15 protein-coding genes are annotated in these 13,510 nt (G+C 54.9%); 7 read left to right on the top strand and 8 right to left on the bottom strand.

Annotation, left to right across the window (positions count from 1 at the left end; genetic code table 11):
- Positions 1-710 precede the first annotated feature (710 nt).
- Both ACZ46I_RS11345 and ACZ46I_RS11340 read left to right on the top strand, forming a co-directional pair.
- Complete coding sequence (locus ACZ46I_RS11345) at positions 711-1,622, top strand: tyrosine-type recombinase/integrase (protein WP_464280853.1); 912 nt, start codon at positions 711-713, stop codon at positions 1,620-1,622.
- Positions 1,623-1,633: 11 nt separating this feature from the next.
- The gene (locus ACZ46I_RS11340) at positions 1,634-2,434 is read left to right on the top strand and encodes a class I SAM-dependent methyltransferase (protein ID WP_464280852.1); all 801 of its coding nucleotides are present in this window, start codon (positions 1,634-1,636) and stop codon (positions 2,432-2,434) included.
- On the opposite strand, the gene ACZ46I_RS11335 is transcribed toward ACZ46I_RS11340, so the two are convergent.
- Both ACZ46I_RS11335 and ACZ46I_RS11330 read right to left on the bottom strand, forming a co-directional pair.
- Complete coding sequence (locus ACZ46I_RS11335) at positions 2,395-3,183, bottom strand: hypothetical protein (protein ID WP_464280851.1); 789 nt, start codon at positions 3,181-3,183, stop codon at positions 2,395-2,397. The genes ACZ46I_RS11340 and ACZ46I_RS11335 overlap by 40 nt on opposite strands.
- 371 nt (positions 3,184-3,554) lie before the next feature.
- Positions 3,555-4,556, bottom strand: coding sequence for a transposase (locus tag ACZ46I_RS11330; protein ID WP_464280850.1), 1,002 nt, complete (start codon positions 4,554-4,556; stop codon positions 3,555-3,557).
- 287 nt (positions 4,557-4,843) lie between these two features.
- Here ACZ46I_RS11330 and ACZ46I_RS11325 point away from each other — a divergent pair, with 287 nt between their 5' ends.
- From ACZ46I_RS11325 to ACZ46I_RS11310, 4 genes are all read left to right on the top strand, one after another.
- On the top strand, positions 4,844-5,266 hold the full coding sequence (locus tag ACZ46I_RS11325) for a PaaI family thioesterase (RefSeq protein WP_013505743.1): 423 nt from the start codon (positions 4,844-4,846) through the stop codon (positions 5,264-5,266).
- A gap of 1 nt (position 5,267) precedes the next feature.
- Positions 5,268-6,299: an ABC transporter permease gene (locus ACZ46I_RS11320; protein WP_464280849.1), complete on the top strand. Its 1,032-nt coding sequence runs from the start codon at positions 5,268-5,270 to the stop codon at positions 6,297-6,299.
- Between the two features lie 70 nt (positions 6,300-6,369).
- Complete coding sequence (locus ACZ46I_RS11315) at positions 6,370-7,899, top strand: ABC transporter ATP-binding protein (protein ID WP_464281854.1); 1,530 nt, start codon at positions 6,370-6,372, stop codon at positions 7,897-7,899.
- A 67-nt stretch (positions 7,900-7,966) separates the two neighbouring features.
- Positions 7,967-8,287 carry a P-II family nitrogen regulator gene (locus tag ACZ46I_RS11310; RefSeq protein ID WP_013505746.1) on the top strand — a complete coding sequence of 107 codons (321 nt, stop codon included), beginning with the start codon at positions 7,967-7,969 and terminating at the stop codon, positions 8,285-8,287.
- Between the two features lie 36 nt (positions 8,288-8,323).
- On the opposite strand, the gene ACZ46I_RS11305 is transcribed toward ACZ46I_RS11310, so the two are convergent.
- Positions 8,324-9,865 carry a potassium/proton antiporter gene (locus tag ACZ46I_RS11305; protein ID WP_464280848.1) on the bottom strand — a complete coding sequence of 514 codons (1,542 nt, stop codon included), beginning with the start codon at positions 9,863-9,865 and terminating at the stop codon, positions 8,324-8,326.
- Between the two features lie 142 nt (positions 9,866-10,007).
- On the opposite strand from ACZ46I_RS11305, the gene ACZ46I_RS11300 reads away from it, so the two are divergent.
- Positions 10,008-10,211: a YgaP family membrane protein gene (locus tag ACZ46I_RS11300; RefSeq protein WP_013505748.1), complete on the top strand. Its 204-nt coding sequence runs from the start codon at positions 10,008-10,010 to the stop codon at positions 10,209-10,211.
- A 12-nt stretch (positions 10,212-10,223) separates the two neighbouring features.
- Here ACZ46I_RS11300 and ruvB read toward each other — a convergent pair whose 3' ends face one another.
- The 5 genes from ruvB to ACZ46I_RS11275 are packed head-to-tail and all read right to left on the bottom strand — an operon-like array spanning position 10,224 to position 13,505.
- Positions 10,224-11,249 carry a Holliday junction branch migration DNA helicase RuvB gene (gene ruvB, locus ACZ46I_RS11295; protein WP_464280847.1) on the bottom strand — a complete coding sequence of 342 codons (1,026 nt, stop codon included), beginning with the start codon at positions 11,247-11,249 and terminating at the stop codon, positions 10,224-10,226.
- Entirely contained in the window at positions 11,246-11,854 is a 609-nt protein-coding gene (gene ruvA, locus ACZ46I_RS11290) for a Holliday junction branch migration protein RuvA (RefSeq protein ID WP_464280846.1), read from the bottom strand. Before ruvA ends, ruvB begins: the two co-directional genes overlap by 4 nt.
- Positions 11,851-12,366: a crossover junction endodeoxyribonuclease RuvC gene (gene ruvC / locus ACZ46I_RS11285; protein ID WP_464280845.1), complete on the bottom strand. Its 516-nt coding sequence runs from the start codon at positions 12,364-12,366 to the stop codon at positions 11,851-11,853. Before ruvC ends, ruvA begins: the two co-directional genes overlap by 4 nt.
- Positions 12,363-13,112 (bottom strand): YebC/PmpR family DNA-binding transcriptional regulator, encoded by a 750-nt coding sequence (locus ACZ46I_RS11280; RefSeq protein ID WP_013505752.1) that lies wholly within the window; start codon positions 13,110-13,112, stop codon positions 12,363-12,365. Before ACZ46I_RS11280 ends, ruvC begins: the two co-directional genes overlap by 4 nt.
- A gap of 30 nt (positions 13,113-13,142) precedes the next feature.
- Positions 13,143-13,505, bottom strand: coding sequence for a hypothetical protein (locus tag ACZ46I_RS11275; RefSeq protein ID WP_464280844.1), 363 nt, complete (start codon positions 13,503-13,505; stop codon positions 13,143-13,145).
- Between the last annotated feature and the right edge of the window lie 5 nt (positions 13,506-13,510).

Below are 13,510 nucleotides of genomic sequence, written 5' to 3'. Positions count from 1 at the left end.
TGATCGCTGCGTTCTGCTGTCCTGTGTTATGAGCGCAGTTTACTTCACCGCATTTTCTCTGCTCGCAAAACTGACGACGTATACGCAAGCATGAACAAGCCTTGTGGGTTCCACCATTGATCGCTGTCACGTCGATCACTCCAGCATCAATCTCCACGTGCCGATTTCCCCAGCTACTGACCACAGATGCCCTGCTCTGGCCGTGCCAGATGTATAGCCGTCGCATCGCATTGATCACGTGGGGAAGACTCCTTGGCGTCTACTCCCGGGCTGATGGCAGGACAATGCACTCTGCACTCCCAGGAGAGACCATTGTCGGGATGCCAAGTTCATTATATTCCGGAATGGTATTCAGTTCAAGCTGCTCAGCGAAGCAGGTAGACCACCTTATGTAAGTTCTGCTCACTTGGATGATACAGGCCATCAGGTTGATTCCTGTACTGTTTAAAAAACGTATAAAGTGGGTGTCTGGAGATGATTATATTGTAATAACCGAACACGAATTATCAGCTACCCTCTTGACAGAGCAACATACATGTGTTGAGAATTTCTGCTTTTCGATCTGCGCGTTTTTTAGCAACGGTGTTGTGTGCAGGGGAAAGACTCTGCTCTCTCTGCATATGTTGTTGATGCATAGTTTAACTGCAATGAAATAAAGGGTGAGGTTGAATGGAAGTACGTTCAATTATGCCACCCATCAGGAGACCATCATGACGACACTTAAACAATCCTGCGAACAGTTTCTCATTCACTGCCAGTCGGCCATCAATCTATCACAGCATACACTACGTGCTTATACCGGTGACTTGAATGACTTCCTTCGATTTCTTGATAGTCACAGTAAACTATCAGGCATTAATAAAGAAACCCTGCGCGAATACATTTTACATTCCCGTGAGTGCAGAAAGCTGAAGGAAACCACAATCAAGCGCCGTGTGGCTTGCCTGAAACTGCTATTTCAATGGGCCAGGCGGGAAGGGATGCTTGCAGCAAATCCATTTGACTCACTGAACGAACGCATCCGCCTCCCGAAAAGGCTTCCGCGCGCTATAGACAGCGGCGATGATGCCCGCCTCAGGAATGCTGTGGTTCCCGTGGAAGGACGAGAAAAGTATGACATACTATGTGAAAAAACGGCCGTGTGCTTACTTCTTGAAACAGGCATTCGGGTTGGTGAACTTGCCAGTATCCGGCTTAGTGATGTTTCGCTTGCCGATAAATGCATAAGAATCCAAGGTAAGGGCAATCGACAACGTTATGCCTATCTGCTGTCACCCTCTGCCTATGCAGCAGTCGAAGGTTACCTGCTCAGGCGCAGGCAAATTATCTCAAAATGTGAACACCTATTCATCACTCAAAATGGACGGGTCATGACTCCTTCCATGGTGCGCAAGGCATTGCTGAGGATCACAATACAAGCCGGCATCGAAACGCATGTGACGCCACACATGTTGCGACATACCTGTGCTACACGATGGCTGGAAAATGGATTGGACATTCGCTATGTTCAAAAACTGCTGGGTCATCACAGTATATCGACCACAGAGATTTACACACATGTTTCTGACCAGGGATTGCGAAAAGCTCTCTTGCAGGTTGACAGGGGGAGAGGAGATAACTAGGAATTATATGTATGGCCAGTTGGCGTAATGATTCTGGTAAGCCCTTGAGTTCATTGTCATGGCTCGAAGCGCATCACGCAGCAAAGCTTCCTGAGCGGACTCAGTTCATTAAGGACATAATCAGCATGAATCCAGGTCGGATTGTCGATCTCGGCTGCGGGCCGGGTATTTGGATAGACCTAATTAGTCAGCATGCAGATTTATCGTGCGAACTCTATGGCATTGACGCAGATGAAAAGGCCCTCAGTATTGCTCAAGAGCGTTGCATGCGGTGGCCACAAAAAATGCACTTTTCTTGCATCAATCTCGATTCTCATGCCAAGGATTTACCAGAAGCCGATGTCTATCTGGCTTTTAACGTATTTCCTTATGTGAGGCGCATTGATGAGCTACTTGAGGCCATAAGAAAGAAGTTAACCATAGGAGGAGCCCTTATTGTTCGCCAATATGATGGTGCATTACTGAGGTTAGGTCCAATGGATCAGAGGACTCGATTAATAATTGACTCTGCTTTGCAGGCTTCAGTGCTAGGCAGTACTCAGTTTCGACATTACGATATGGATAGGGTTTTTGAAACAATCAACAATTCTTCATTCAAAAACAAAACTATTAGCTTTGATACTTTTCATCGAGTTTCGCCATACCCTCAAGAGTTCTTAGAATATTTTTATAATTCTATTCAGTGGATACATGATCTGGTCAGTGAAGATGCTCAGAAGGAGCTAGTACGCTGGTTCAAAAATATTCAATCAGATAATTCTGGTGTTTCGTCTTACTGTGTCGAGTCGGAAATGGTTGCTTGGTTGTCATGATCTTCTGATGCCCGCCGCCAAAGCAAATTGAAGTGGATAGTGAACATCTCGACAATGTAGTTGTCCCGTGAAATCAAAACAGTTGGATCTTGCCCATTTCCACGGAAGTCCCAATTAAACAACACCTCGCGCCCTCCTCCATCTTGATATTCTAAAAGAATAAAATTCATTTGGGGTTCACTGTGGTTGATGACTTTATATTTATACCGTGGCAAATTATGTTTCGGTACAACAGAACAATTACAGAGAGCATGAATGGTTCGTAGCCGTCTCAAAGCTAAGTGATCACCTATATCTTTCCAAAGAAGGTGCTTTGTGTTATTTGCAATTGCCTGTGAGAATTCGCTATAGGTCTCTGTCTGGTAAAGCTTTTCATCACTTCGTTCTGATTCAACCTCAAGTGTAAAGGAAGTATTCATTACCTCTCTTACAGCGGGCAATCTGCCGATAATATAGCGTAGCGCGTCCTCGGGAAGGCCTACTGGAGTTACATGCAGGTAATTTTTGACAGCATCATGAATTTTATCAGAGATTGCAGCTGTTTTTTGTATTTCTCGGACAGTCACAAGCCATTGGGTGATCGATAAAGCAATTACTGACAGGAAGAATGCTGGAATCCCGGATAGTTGACTGAGGCTAAACGGATCTAACCACCAAATACCCAAGAATAAGACTAAACTCAGTATTGGACCACCAATTATCGGAAGCCATACGTCTACAGCGGTATTTTTTCTATCAAAAAACTGCATCGATAATTCCTAGTTATCTTTCGTTTTGATTGTTGTGCTTGTTTTGTGTGTCTCAGTGGATGAGATAAGAAGTTATTACATGAGCAGTTCCTGGTCAATAACAATCCATTGCCGAGCCGACTCAGTGTGGGGTTCAAAGTACAACGTGAGCCTTGTTGCGATCAAAGACACAGAAATAGTTGCGGAAAAGACGAGGTGAATGTGTTTTCTTGCGATGTCAGAATCAAGCTGCTCAGCGAAGCAGGGACCGCATCAGAAGCAAACCACTGTTTTGGCTCAACCTCCTGAAACCAGAATGATAAAACTTCCGTGGGCATTTTGAGAATCCTGTCTGGTTGAATTGCTCGGGGACTATGGGAGCATGGAGTCTGCTACGACGCCCTGTCGCCGCAGAACAACCGCCTGGCCGTGCCGCTGCCCCGCACATAGTGCAGCCCCCGCTCTTGGGCCGCATCACGCAGGCAATGGTAGGCTCCCATGAAGGTGGGGAAACTGCCGCCCTCACCCCGCATCTGCTTGGCAAAGCGCTCACTGTCGATACCCATGCGCACCAGAATCGGTGGCGCGTCCTCATCCATGGCGCAGGCCTTGTCAGCCCGCACATTGCGCGCCGTCCAGTCCACCAGTTCCATATAATCCAGGGTGGTAAAAGGCAGCAGAGCGTCATCAGTTCCACTGTCGTTAAAACCCAGTAAAGGCGGACACTGAGCCGCCGCTTCTTCCCCTGCAGATTGACCCCAGGCCCGTATGCGCGCCTGAATGGAAGAAAAGTCAGAATGCTCCGGTGAATCGGCAATCCCCGCCCGTATGGCATTCAGATCCACATAGGCCATGCACGTCAGCAGGCCGTATTCATCCAACAGCGCCTGGGTGCGAAATCGCCCCTCCCAGAAACGCCCCTTGCAGCCATCTTCCTTGTTGGCCTGCCTGGCAATCCACTCATTGAGACTGCGCATAAACCAGGAAATATCATACAGGCGGGGTCGAATATCCCGAATCAAAGCCGCTAGCATCTGTTCCTGAGGTAAACTGAGCCTCTGCCCCGCCAGGAACATCCTGATCAGTGGATTACCGGAAAAAAGCATATTCCAGCGCCCGAGTACCTCATGGTCAGACATCGCCTCCACCCGCTCCCGGTCAACCCGCAGCACCAGATGGTAGTGGTTGCTCATCAGAGCGTAGGCGCAGATATCGATGGCAAAGACCTCAGTCAGCATCCCCAGCCGATCCAGAATCCACTGCTTGCGATGATCAAAACTCTGCCCCGTTACGCTGTCGATGCCACACAGAAAGGCCCTCCGCACACAACGACTGACGCAGTGATAGTAGGGCGTGGAATCCAGGGCAATAATCTGACTTCTGGCAATGGTCATGTGGCACCTCCTGCTGGGAGTTTGTTGGTTGAGTGTAGCGAATATATGGCGGAATCATCAAGTACAAAGTGGGTGTCCTTTATTAAGAATCGTGTCCAGTATTAGCATTTGAATTTTGTCCTTGGCACCTGCCCTGGCGTGGGGGAAGTCCGTACGTATGGCATTCTGCCAGCTGCTTTTCCGAGTCTTTCGTTGGTGCTTCCTCTTCGCACGGTAGTGCTTCAATTTTCTTCATGCTCTGTGCTAAGTTGATTGCTTCAATCCAACGCTGTTTCTGGAGTTTGTATATGGATACTGCCCCTTATCTGAGCCGGATTGCCGACCGCCAGCCGGGTGCCAATCCCCTGATGGATTTCCTGCAGATTGAGCCTGTGAAGATGGGTCCCCAGGAGGTGCAGTTCTGTCTGCGCAGTTCTGGCGATCTGGCCCAGGGTGCCGGTCTGGTGGGTGGGGGTATTCTGGCGACGCTGGCCGATGAGGCTATGGCTCACCTGTGTCTGTTCCACCTGGGTGATGGCAAGGCGACGGTGACGGTGGAGTTGACGATGCGCTATCTGAAGCCGGCTATGCCGGGTGATACGCTGATTGGCCGCGCGTTTCCGGTTAAAATGGGCCGCACGATCATGCATGTTGAGGCTGAGGTGCTGCGCGAGCGCGACAATGAGTGCCTGGCCCGATCCCAGGCGGTGTTTATGGCCGTCGGGAAGTAGCATGGCCCCGACCTGTGTTCCCCTTTCCCTGAACCGGCGTCGCTGGCAGCAGTTCCGCAGTAACCGCCGCGCCTGGTACTCTCTGTGGATTCTGCTGGGCCTTTTTGTGCTGAGTCTGGGTGCTGAGCTGATTGCCAACGAGCGGCCCTTGCTGGTGCGTTTCGAGGGCACCTGGTATGTGCCGTTGGTGAAGGAGTACGACGAGACGGTTTTTGGTGGCGATCTGCCGATCAGTGCCGACTACCGCGATCCTTTCCTGCGGGAACTTATCGAGGCGAATGGTTTCCTGATCTGGGCTCCCCTGCGCTATCACTATCGCTCCATCAATTACGCCAGCGCTCATCCCCATCCGGCTCCGCCTTCCCGTGAAAACTGGCTGGGGACCGATGATCAGGGGCGTGATGTGCTGGCGCGGCTGATTTACGGCTTCCGCGTCTCATTTCTCTTTGCCTTTGCCCTGACTGTCGCCAGCTGCCTGATCGGGGTGGCTGCGGGGGCGGTGCAGGGGTACTTTGGTGGTGCCATTGATCTGTTGGGTCAGCGTTTTATTGAAATATGGTCCGGGTTGCCGGTGCTGTTTGTGCTGATCATTCTCTCCAGTATTGTGCAGCCGGGTTTCTGGTGGCTGCTGGGCATTATGGTGCTCTTCAGCTGGACGGCCCTGGTGGATGTGGTGCGGGCGGAGTTTCTGCGTGGGCGCAATCTGGAGTATGTGCGGGCGGCGCGCGCCCTGGGGGTGAGTGACGTGGCTATTATGCGTCGCCATGTGCTGCCCAACGCCATGGTGGCGACCATGACCTTCGCGCCTTTTCTCTTCACTGGCGCCGTGACGACGCTGACGGCGCTGGATTTTCTGGGTTTCGGACTGCCGCCGGGTTCGCCTTCGCTGGGGGAGCTGGTGGCCCAGGCCAAGAATAATCTCCATGCTCCCTGGCTGGGGATCACGGCTTTTTTTTCCCTGGCAACGCTGCTGACACTGCTGGTTTTTCTCGGAGAGGGTACCCGTGACGCCTTTGACCCACGAAGACACTGAAAAAGACTCTGTAAACCTGGCTGAAGGGGAGATTCTCGATGTCAGGAATCTGCGTATATCCTTTGGCGCGATGGAAGTGGTACAGGGGGTCAGCCTGCGATTGCAGCGGGGGCAGACCCTGGCCCTGGTGGGGGAGAGCGGTTCCGGCAAATCGGTGACCGCGCTGTCGCTGTTGCGACTTCTGCCTCAAGGAGCCTCCGTTGATCCGGGGAGTTCCATTGTGGTCAGCGGCCAGCCAGTGCTGTCTCTGACTCCCCGTCAGCTGCGTCAGCTGCGGGGCGGTTCCGTGGGTATGATCTTTCAGGAACCCATGACTTCCCTGAACCCTCTGCACACCATCGAAAAGCAGATCGGCGAAACCCTGCAACTGCACCGTGGCGTCAGTGGCCGGGCGCTTCGTGAACAGGTGCTGGCCCTGCTGGAAGAGGTGGGTATCGACAATGCTGCCAGACGCATGGGTGCTTTCCCCCATGAGCTTTCGGGAGGGCAGCGGCAGCGGGTGATGATCGCCATGGCCCTGGCCAACGATCCCGCGTTGCTGATCGCCGATGAGCCCACCACCGCCCTGGATGTTACGGTGGCCAGCCAGATCCTTGAGCTGCTGAAACGCCTGCAGCACAAGCGTCACATGGCCATACTCCTGATTACCCATAACCTGGGTATCGTGCGCCGTTACGCGCACCAGATCGCGGTGATGCAGACGGGCCGGATCGTGGAGCAGGGCACGTGCACGGAAATATTCACGTCGCCGCGCCATTGCTGCACCCGCATGCTGCTGGATGCCGAACGTCACCATCCGCCGGTACCGGTGGTGGCTGGCGCGCCGGAGCTTCTGCGGGTGGAGGATCTGCGGGTATGGTTCCCCATCAAAAAGGGTATCTGGCGGCGTACGGTGGATCATGTGCGCGCCGTGGACGGGGTCAGTCTGCGTGTGGCCAGGGGCGAAACCCTGGGGATTGTCGGCGAAAGCGGATCGGGCAAGACGACCCTGGGCCTGGCACTGCTGCGGCTGCTGCCCGCCAGTGGCGAGATCCACTTTGATGGCCACGCCCTGCACGCGTTAAAACACAAGGCCATGCGCCCGCTGCGCCGCGCTGTTCAGGTGGTGCTGCAGGACCCCTACGGCAGTCTGAGCCCGCGAATGAATGTGGCCCAGATCCTTGAAGAAGGGCTGCTGGTGCATGGGTTCAGTGTCAGCGAGCGCCGGGAGCTGGTGCAATGGGCGCTGCAGGAAGTGGGCCTGGATGGCGCCATGCTGGAGCGCTATCCCCACGAGTTTTCCGGTGGGCAGCGCCAGCGCATTGCCATCGCCCGCGCCCTGGTGCTCAAACCCCGCCTGCTGGTGCTGGATGAGCCCACTTCGGCTCTGGATCAGAGCACCCAGGCCCAGGTCATGGCCCTGCTGCGCCAGCTGCAGGCAAAGTACGGGCTGACCTACCTGTTTATCAGCCACGACCTTGGTCTGATCCGCTCCATCAGCCACCAGGTGCTGGTTATGAAGGATGGGCGAGCGGTGGAGCAGGGTTCCACGGAAGCCATCTTCGCGGAACCGCGCCACCCCTACACCAGACAGCTGATGCAGTCGGCATTGACTGTCTGAACTGGCGCTCCTTGTGTCGCGAGCGTATTTTGTGTAGTATAGCCGTTATGTATCAGGAGGTGCATCCATGGAGTTCAATAAGGATCTCAAGCTGGTTATCAGTATTGTGCGAGCCGAGCATACTGAAGAGGTGATTACCGCTTTGGAAAAAGCAGGTGCCGCAGGCTGGTCTATTGTGCGTGGCCGTGGTGCCAGTTCACGCAGCCAGTTGAAGGTTTTTGGCATGCGCCTTGAGCCCATGAAAGAGGTCATCTACACTATTGTTCCCGATACCCACGCGGTTCAGGTGATGCAGACTGCCTGTGAAGTAGGCCAGCTGAATGAGCCGGGCAATGGCATCAGCTTTATTGTGAACGTGGAAGCAGCGGCCGGAGTCCTTTTCGGCTGATCTGCCGCTTGTCTATCTTCGGTTGCAACAACCATGTCAGGTTTTGACTTCCTCTCCCTCCATATCCAGTCGTTGCTTTGTCAGTACCCGTTTCAGGCGACTGATATTTTCTTTGGCAACCAGTATGAAAAGGTGGTCATTGGCCAGGATTTTCGTATGTCCAGTGGGAGTGATGATCTGGTCGTCGCGTATGATGGCGTTGATCAACGTACCCTTGGGCAGGAGCAGGTCGCGTATTTCCTTGTCCACAATAGCATCTTCAAGATTCACACAATATTCAATTATGTCGGCGTTGGCTTTCCCCAGTGATACCAGTTCAATGGTATATTTCTGCGCTTTCCCCCGCTTGCTTTCCAGGCTCAGCAGCTTTGCCAGGGGCGAGATGGTCGCTCCCTGGATGAGTGTTGAGGTGAGGACGATAAAGAAGACGACGTTAAAGAAGCTCTGACTGTGCTCTATGCCTGCCAGTAGGGGATAAGTGGCCAGAATGACTGGAACGGCACCCTTCAGCCCCGACCATGAGATGAATATATACTCCCGCACGCTATAACGGAAATTGGACATACGGATAAAGGGTAGCAGGCTGGTGGCAACTCCCAGGGGACGAGCGATGAACATCAGCACGCCAGAGAGAATCAGGCCGACAATAAGGAATTCGCTGAGCACTTCGCCAGGGAATACCAGCAGGCCAAGGACAATAAACATGAGGATCTGCATCATCCAGGCGAAGCCCTCGTTAAAGCGAAAGATGGAGTGTCGGTAAGGGACATCGGCGTTCCCCACGATAATCGCCAGTACATAGACGGCCAGGAACCCGCTGGCATTGACCAGCGCGCTGGCGCTGAAGGCAAGGAATGCCAGACTGAGTGCCAGGAGTGGGTAGAGTCCACCAGAGTCAAGGCGTATGCGGTTCAGTATCCATACAGCCGCGCGTCCCAGAGTATATCCCATAAGCAGACCCATTCCCATCTGCCAGAAAAACTGGGGAATAAGGGTCAGCATATTGGTGTCTTCGTACTGGATCATCTGGATAAAAGAGATGGTGAGGAAGACTGCCATGGGGTCGTTGCTGCCTGATTCCGCCTCCAGAGTGCGTGCCAGTCTTTCTTTGATAGCTTTTCCACTGAAAACAGAGAAAACCGCAGCGGCATCGGTGGAACCCACAATGGAGCCCAGGAGCAGTGCCTCAAGCCAGCTGATGGGAAGAATAAGCTTGGCGGCCACGGCTACGCTCAGGGCGGTGAAGACGACGCCAATGGTTGCCAGGCTGAGCGCAGGTGCCAGAACTGGACGCACCGAAGACCACCTGGTCTGCATACCACCGTCAAAGAGGATGATGACCAGGGCGATAGTGCCGAAAAACTGCGCCAGGTAGGCGTCAGAAAAGTCAATAAGCCCCAGTCCGTCACTGCCCGCCAGCATGCCAAAGCCCAGGAAGAGCACCAGTGCTGGTACACCGAATCGCGTGGCAAAACGGGTAGCGAAGATGCTTATAATGGCCAGCAGGGCAAAGAGAACCAGGTAGTAGTTGGTGTAGAACAGTTCAGGTATTCCCGAGGAGAAAAAATCCGCGATCATGGTTGTGCTTCCCTTTTGAATCGGGTTTTCGTGATGATGTCATCATAGGAGAAAGTGTGAGTCGGGAACAAGAAGTTTCCTTGTCAATGGCTCCGATTAACTATATAGTTGTATGGTATTTGTATTTTTTGTGAGGTGTTCCATGAATATCGATCGCGTTGTCTTTGCCTTCGCCGGAACGGTTATCCTGCTCAGCGTGCTGCTGACCTATGCCATCAGCCCCTGGTGGCTGCTGCTCACGGCATTTGTGGGGCTGAACATGCTGCAGGCGGCCTTTACGGGTTTCTGTCCATTGGCGGTTATTCTCAAAAAGCTTGGGGTAAAACCGGGACAGGCGTTTTCCTGAGGCTGGTGCTGATCAGTCGAACAGGCCCTGGGGTTCCGCAGCGCGCGGAGAGTTCAGCCCGAAGTGGCGGTAGCCGTTTTCCGTGATGATGCGTCCGCGTGGGGTGCGCTGCAGCAGGCCCTGCTGAATGAGGTAAGGCTCGCAGACATCTTCCAGGGTGCCGCGCTCTTCGGCGGTACAGGCGGCCAGGGTGTCCAGGCCGACGGGACCGCCACTGAACTTTTCAATAATGGCCAGCAGTACCTTGCGGTCCAGGTAGTCGAGGCCGGCTTCGTCCACTTCCAGCTGTTCCAGGGCGTAACGGGCGATGGCGTGGTCGATGCTGCCGTGGCCCTTGATCTGGGCGAAGTCGCGCACGCGCCGCAGCAGCCGGTTGGCGATGCGGGGAGTTCCCCTGGAGCGGCGGGCCAGCTCCCGCGCGCCATCGCCTTCAATGGCTATACCGAGGATGCTGGCGGACCGGGTGATGATGGCCAGCAGGTCGTCCACTTCGTAGAATTCCAGGCGGCTGTGGACGCCAAAGCGGTCGCGCAGTGGCGAACTCAGGAGTCCGGCCCTGGTGGTGGCACCGATCAGGGTAAAGGGCGGCAGGTCGATTTTGATGCTGCGCGCCGCTGGCCCCTGTCCGATGATGATATCCAGCTGGAAGTCCTCCATGGCGGGGTAGAGGATCTCTTCGACGGAGGTATTCAGACGGTGAATTTCATCGATGAAGAGTACGTCGCCTGACTGCAGGTTGGTGAGGATGGCGGCCAGGTCGGCGGATTTTTCGATGACCGGGCCGGAGGTGGAGCGGATATTGACGCCCATCTCATTGGCGATGATATGGGCGATGGTGGTCTTGCCCAGTCCCGGCGGGCCGGAAAAGAGGATATGGTCCACTGGCTCTCCACGGCCTTTGGCTGCCTGGAGAAAGACGGAGAGGTTGTCCTTGAGGCGCTGCTGGCCGATATACTGGGACAGGTTCTCCGGTCGCAGGCGCAGTTCCTGCTGGTCTTCTTCGTGTAGCTGTCCGCTGATCAGGCGTTCTTCGCTCATTGATGGCCCCGCTGTCTGAGTACTTCACGGATAATAGAGGTTTCACTGTCGGCTCCGGCTGCCATGGCGCGGCGCGCGGCGCTGTCGGCTTCTTCGCGGCGCAGTCCCAGGGCGATCAGGCCCTGTACCGCATCGGCAAAGACCGATGGTGTCCCGGAAGTGGTGCCGGTAAAGGGCTGGGGCGCGCTGCTGGTGGCGGCAGCGGGAGTGACCTTGTCCTTGAGTTCCAGGGCGATCTTTTCAGCCACTTTCTTGCCCACACCGGGAATACGCTGAATCGTGGCGATGTCGCCCATGGCGATGGCGTTGCCCAGCTGCTGCGTGTTCAGGGTGCCCACTGCGGCCAGGGCAATCTTCGCTCCGATGCCGGAGACTTTCATGAGGAGCAGGAAGAGGGCTTTCTCTTCACTGCTGCTGAATCCATACAGGGTGATGGCATCTTCTTTGACGCCCATCCAGGTCTGAATGCTCACCGTCTGATCCACCTTCAGCGAGGTAGCCAGGGAGGCGGGGATGGAGAGTTCGTAGCCGACTCCACCGGAGGTCAGTATGGTGGCGCGATCCTGGGTGAGACTGTGTACCGTGCCGCTGACGAGGGAAATCATCGGTGTGCTCCGCGAAGGTTGGTGCGGCCAATGGCCTGCTGGTGGGCAATGTGCTGGGAGAGGGCGATGGCAGCTGCCAGCGCGTCCGCGGCATCTTCGGGTTTCGGCAGTGTGGCGAGGCTCAGGAGCATCTGCACCATGCGGCCCACCTGCTCCTTGGGTGCCTTGCCGTAACCGGTGACACTCTGCTTGATCTGCAGGGCGCTCAGTTCCACCACATCCAGGCCTCGGCTGAGGCAGGTGATCATCAGGACTCCCCGGGCGTGGCCCAGTTTCAGGGCCGACTGAGGATTCTGGGCCAGAAAGACTTCCTCAATACAGACGTGGGCCGGTGAGTGCTCCCGCAGTACTTCGTCCAGACCCTGCTGCAGGTGGAGCATACGCTGGGGAAAGGGGAGATCGACGGGTGGGCGTATGGCGCCGTGGGCACGGTGCAGAAGCTGATTGCCCCGTGCTTCCACTATCCCGTACCCAGTTATACGGGTTCCCGGATCAATTCCCAGCAGGATCACGGGTTCAGCTGTTCCATCAGCGCGTCGTCAATGTCAAAGTTCATATAGACATTCTGCACATCATCGCAGTCTTCCAGGGCTTCCATGAGGCTGAGCACCTGGGTGGCGATTTTCTCATCCTCCACCGTGATGGTGGTGGCGGGTACCATGTTCATCTCTGCGGTTTCAATGGGAATACCTGCCTCTTCCATGGCGTCGCGCACGGCCATGAAGTCTTCAGCCGCCGCGATGATCTCAAACATGCCATCGCCACTTTTCACATCTTCGGCACCGGCATCCAGGGCCACCAGCATGACATCGTCCTCGCTGGCAGACTCGGCGTTGACGGTGATGACACCCTTGCGGCTGAACAGGTAGCCCACGCAACCCGACTCGCCGAGGGAGCCGCCGCGCTTGCTGAAGATGTGCCGAACTTCGGCGACGGTGCGGTTCTTGTTATCGGTCAGGGACTCCACCATAACGGCGATGCCGCCAGGGGCGTAGCCTTCGTAGGTAATGGATTCATAGTTGTCGCCATCCATGCCGCCGATACCGCGCTTGATGGCGCGCTGCACGTTGTCATTGGGCATGTTGACGCCTTTGGCTTTCTGCAGGGCCAGTCGCAGGGCGGGGTTCATATCCGGGTCAGCGCCGTTGCGTGCCGCGATGGCAATCTCCTTGGCGACCTTGGTGAAAATTTTGCCACGTTTGGCGTCCTGTGCGCCTTTGCGATGTCTGATGTTGGCCCATTTGGAATGACCTGCCATAAATCCTCCGAGTATAAAAATGACGTATGATTAGCGTTCTATAGTGATCTGCCGCACCTGAGAGGCGGCAATGGTGTAGCTGCCAAAACCGGTCTTACCGGAGAAGGTGCCATGGCCGTGCAGAATACGCAGCGTATCGCTGCCAGTCTGGATGACCATTTCGTCCTGTTCTATGTCGATCTGGCGGATTTTTGGCAGTTCAATGCGGATATCGGCGGAACCAAGTTTGCCCTGAATGAAGGGGGCGTGATTGTAGGTGAGTCCCTCCACCCGCACGCTTTTGCCGGAGGTGTCGGTGACAGTGGCGGTGGGGCCGGAAATGGATGGTCCCATGGCGGTAAGGGTGATCAGGGCGATCAGAAGCAGGGCAAGGGAGATGGTGAATTTTTTCATGGGCA

The organism is Desulfurispirillum alkaliphilum, from assembly GCF_055378285.1.
Note: the sequence above shows the minus strand (reverse complement) of the source record. Positions and strands in the feature narration are given on the sequence as shown.

Excerpts from the sequence above, each read along its gene's own strand:
- ACZ46I_RS11330 (WP_464280850.1), bottom strand. The coding sequence starts at position 4,556 with ATGACCATTGCCAGAAGTCAGATTATTGCCCTGGATTCCACGCCCTAC.
- ACZ46I_RS11340 (WP_464280852.1), top strand. The coding sequence starts at position 1,634 with ATGGCCAGTTGGCGTAATGATTCTGGTAAGCCCTTGAGTTCATTGTCA.
- ACZ46I_RS11320 (WP_464280849.1), top strand. The coding sequence starts at position 5,268 with ATGGCCCCGACCTGTGTTCCCCTTTCCCTGAACCGGCGTCGCTGGCAG.
- ACZ46I_RS11300 (WP_013505748.1), top strand. The coding sequence starts at position 10,008 with ATGAATATCGATCGCGTTGTCTTTGCCTTCGCCGGAACGGTTATCCTG.
- ACZ46I_RS11335 (WP_464280851.1), bottom strand. The coding sequence starts at position 3,183 with ATGCAGTTTTTTGATAGAAAAAATACCGCTGTAGACGTATGGCTTCCG.
- ACZ46I_RS11305 (WP_464280848.1), bottom strand. The coding sequence starts at position 9,865 with ATGATCGCGGATTTTTTCTCCTCGGGAATACCTGAACTGTTCTACACC.
- ACZ46I_RS11280 (WP_013505752.1), bottom strand. The coding sequence starts at position 13,112 with ATGGCAGGTCATTCCAAATGGGCCAACATCAGACATCGCAAAGGCGCA.
- ruvB (WP_464280847.1), bottom strand. The coding sequence starts at position 11,249 with ATGAGCGAAGAACGCCTGATCAGCGGACAGCTACACGAAGAAGACCAG.
- ACZ46I_RS11275 (WP_464280844.1), bottom strand. The coding sequence starts at position 13,505 with ATGAAAAAATTCACCATCTCCCTTGCCCTGCTTCTGATCGCCCTGATC.
- ACZ46I_RS11345 (WP_464280853.1), top strand. The coding sequence starts at position 711 with ATGACGACACTTAAACAATCCTGCGAACAGTTTCTCATTCACTGCCAG.
- ACZ46I_RS11325 (WP_013505743.1), top strand. The coding sequence starts at position 4,844 with ATGGATACTGCCCCTTATCTGAGCCGGATTGCCGACCGCCAGCCGGGT.
- ACZ46I_RS11310 (WP_013505746.1), top strand. The coding sequence starts at position 7,967 with ATGGAGTTCAATAAGGATCTCAAGCTGGTTATCAGTATTGTGCGAGCC.
- ruvA (WP_464280846.1), bottom strand. The coding sequence starts at position 11,854 with ATGATTTCCCTCGTCAGCGGCACGGTACACAGTCTCACCCAGGATCGC.
- ACZ46I_RS11315 (WP_464281854.1), top strand. The coding sequence starts at position 6,370 with ATGGAAGTGGTACAGGGGGTCAGCCTGCGATTGCAGCGGGGGCAGACC.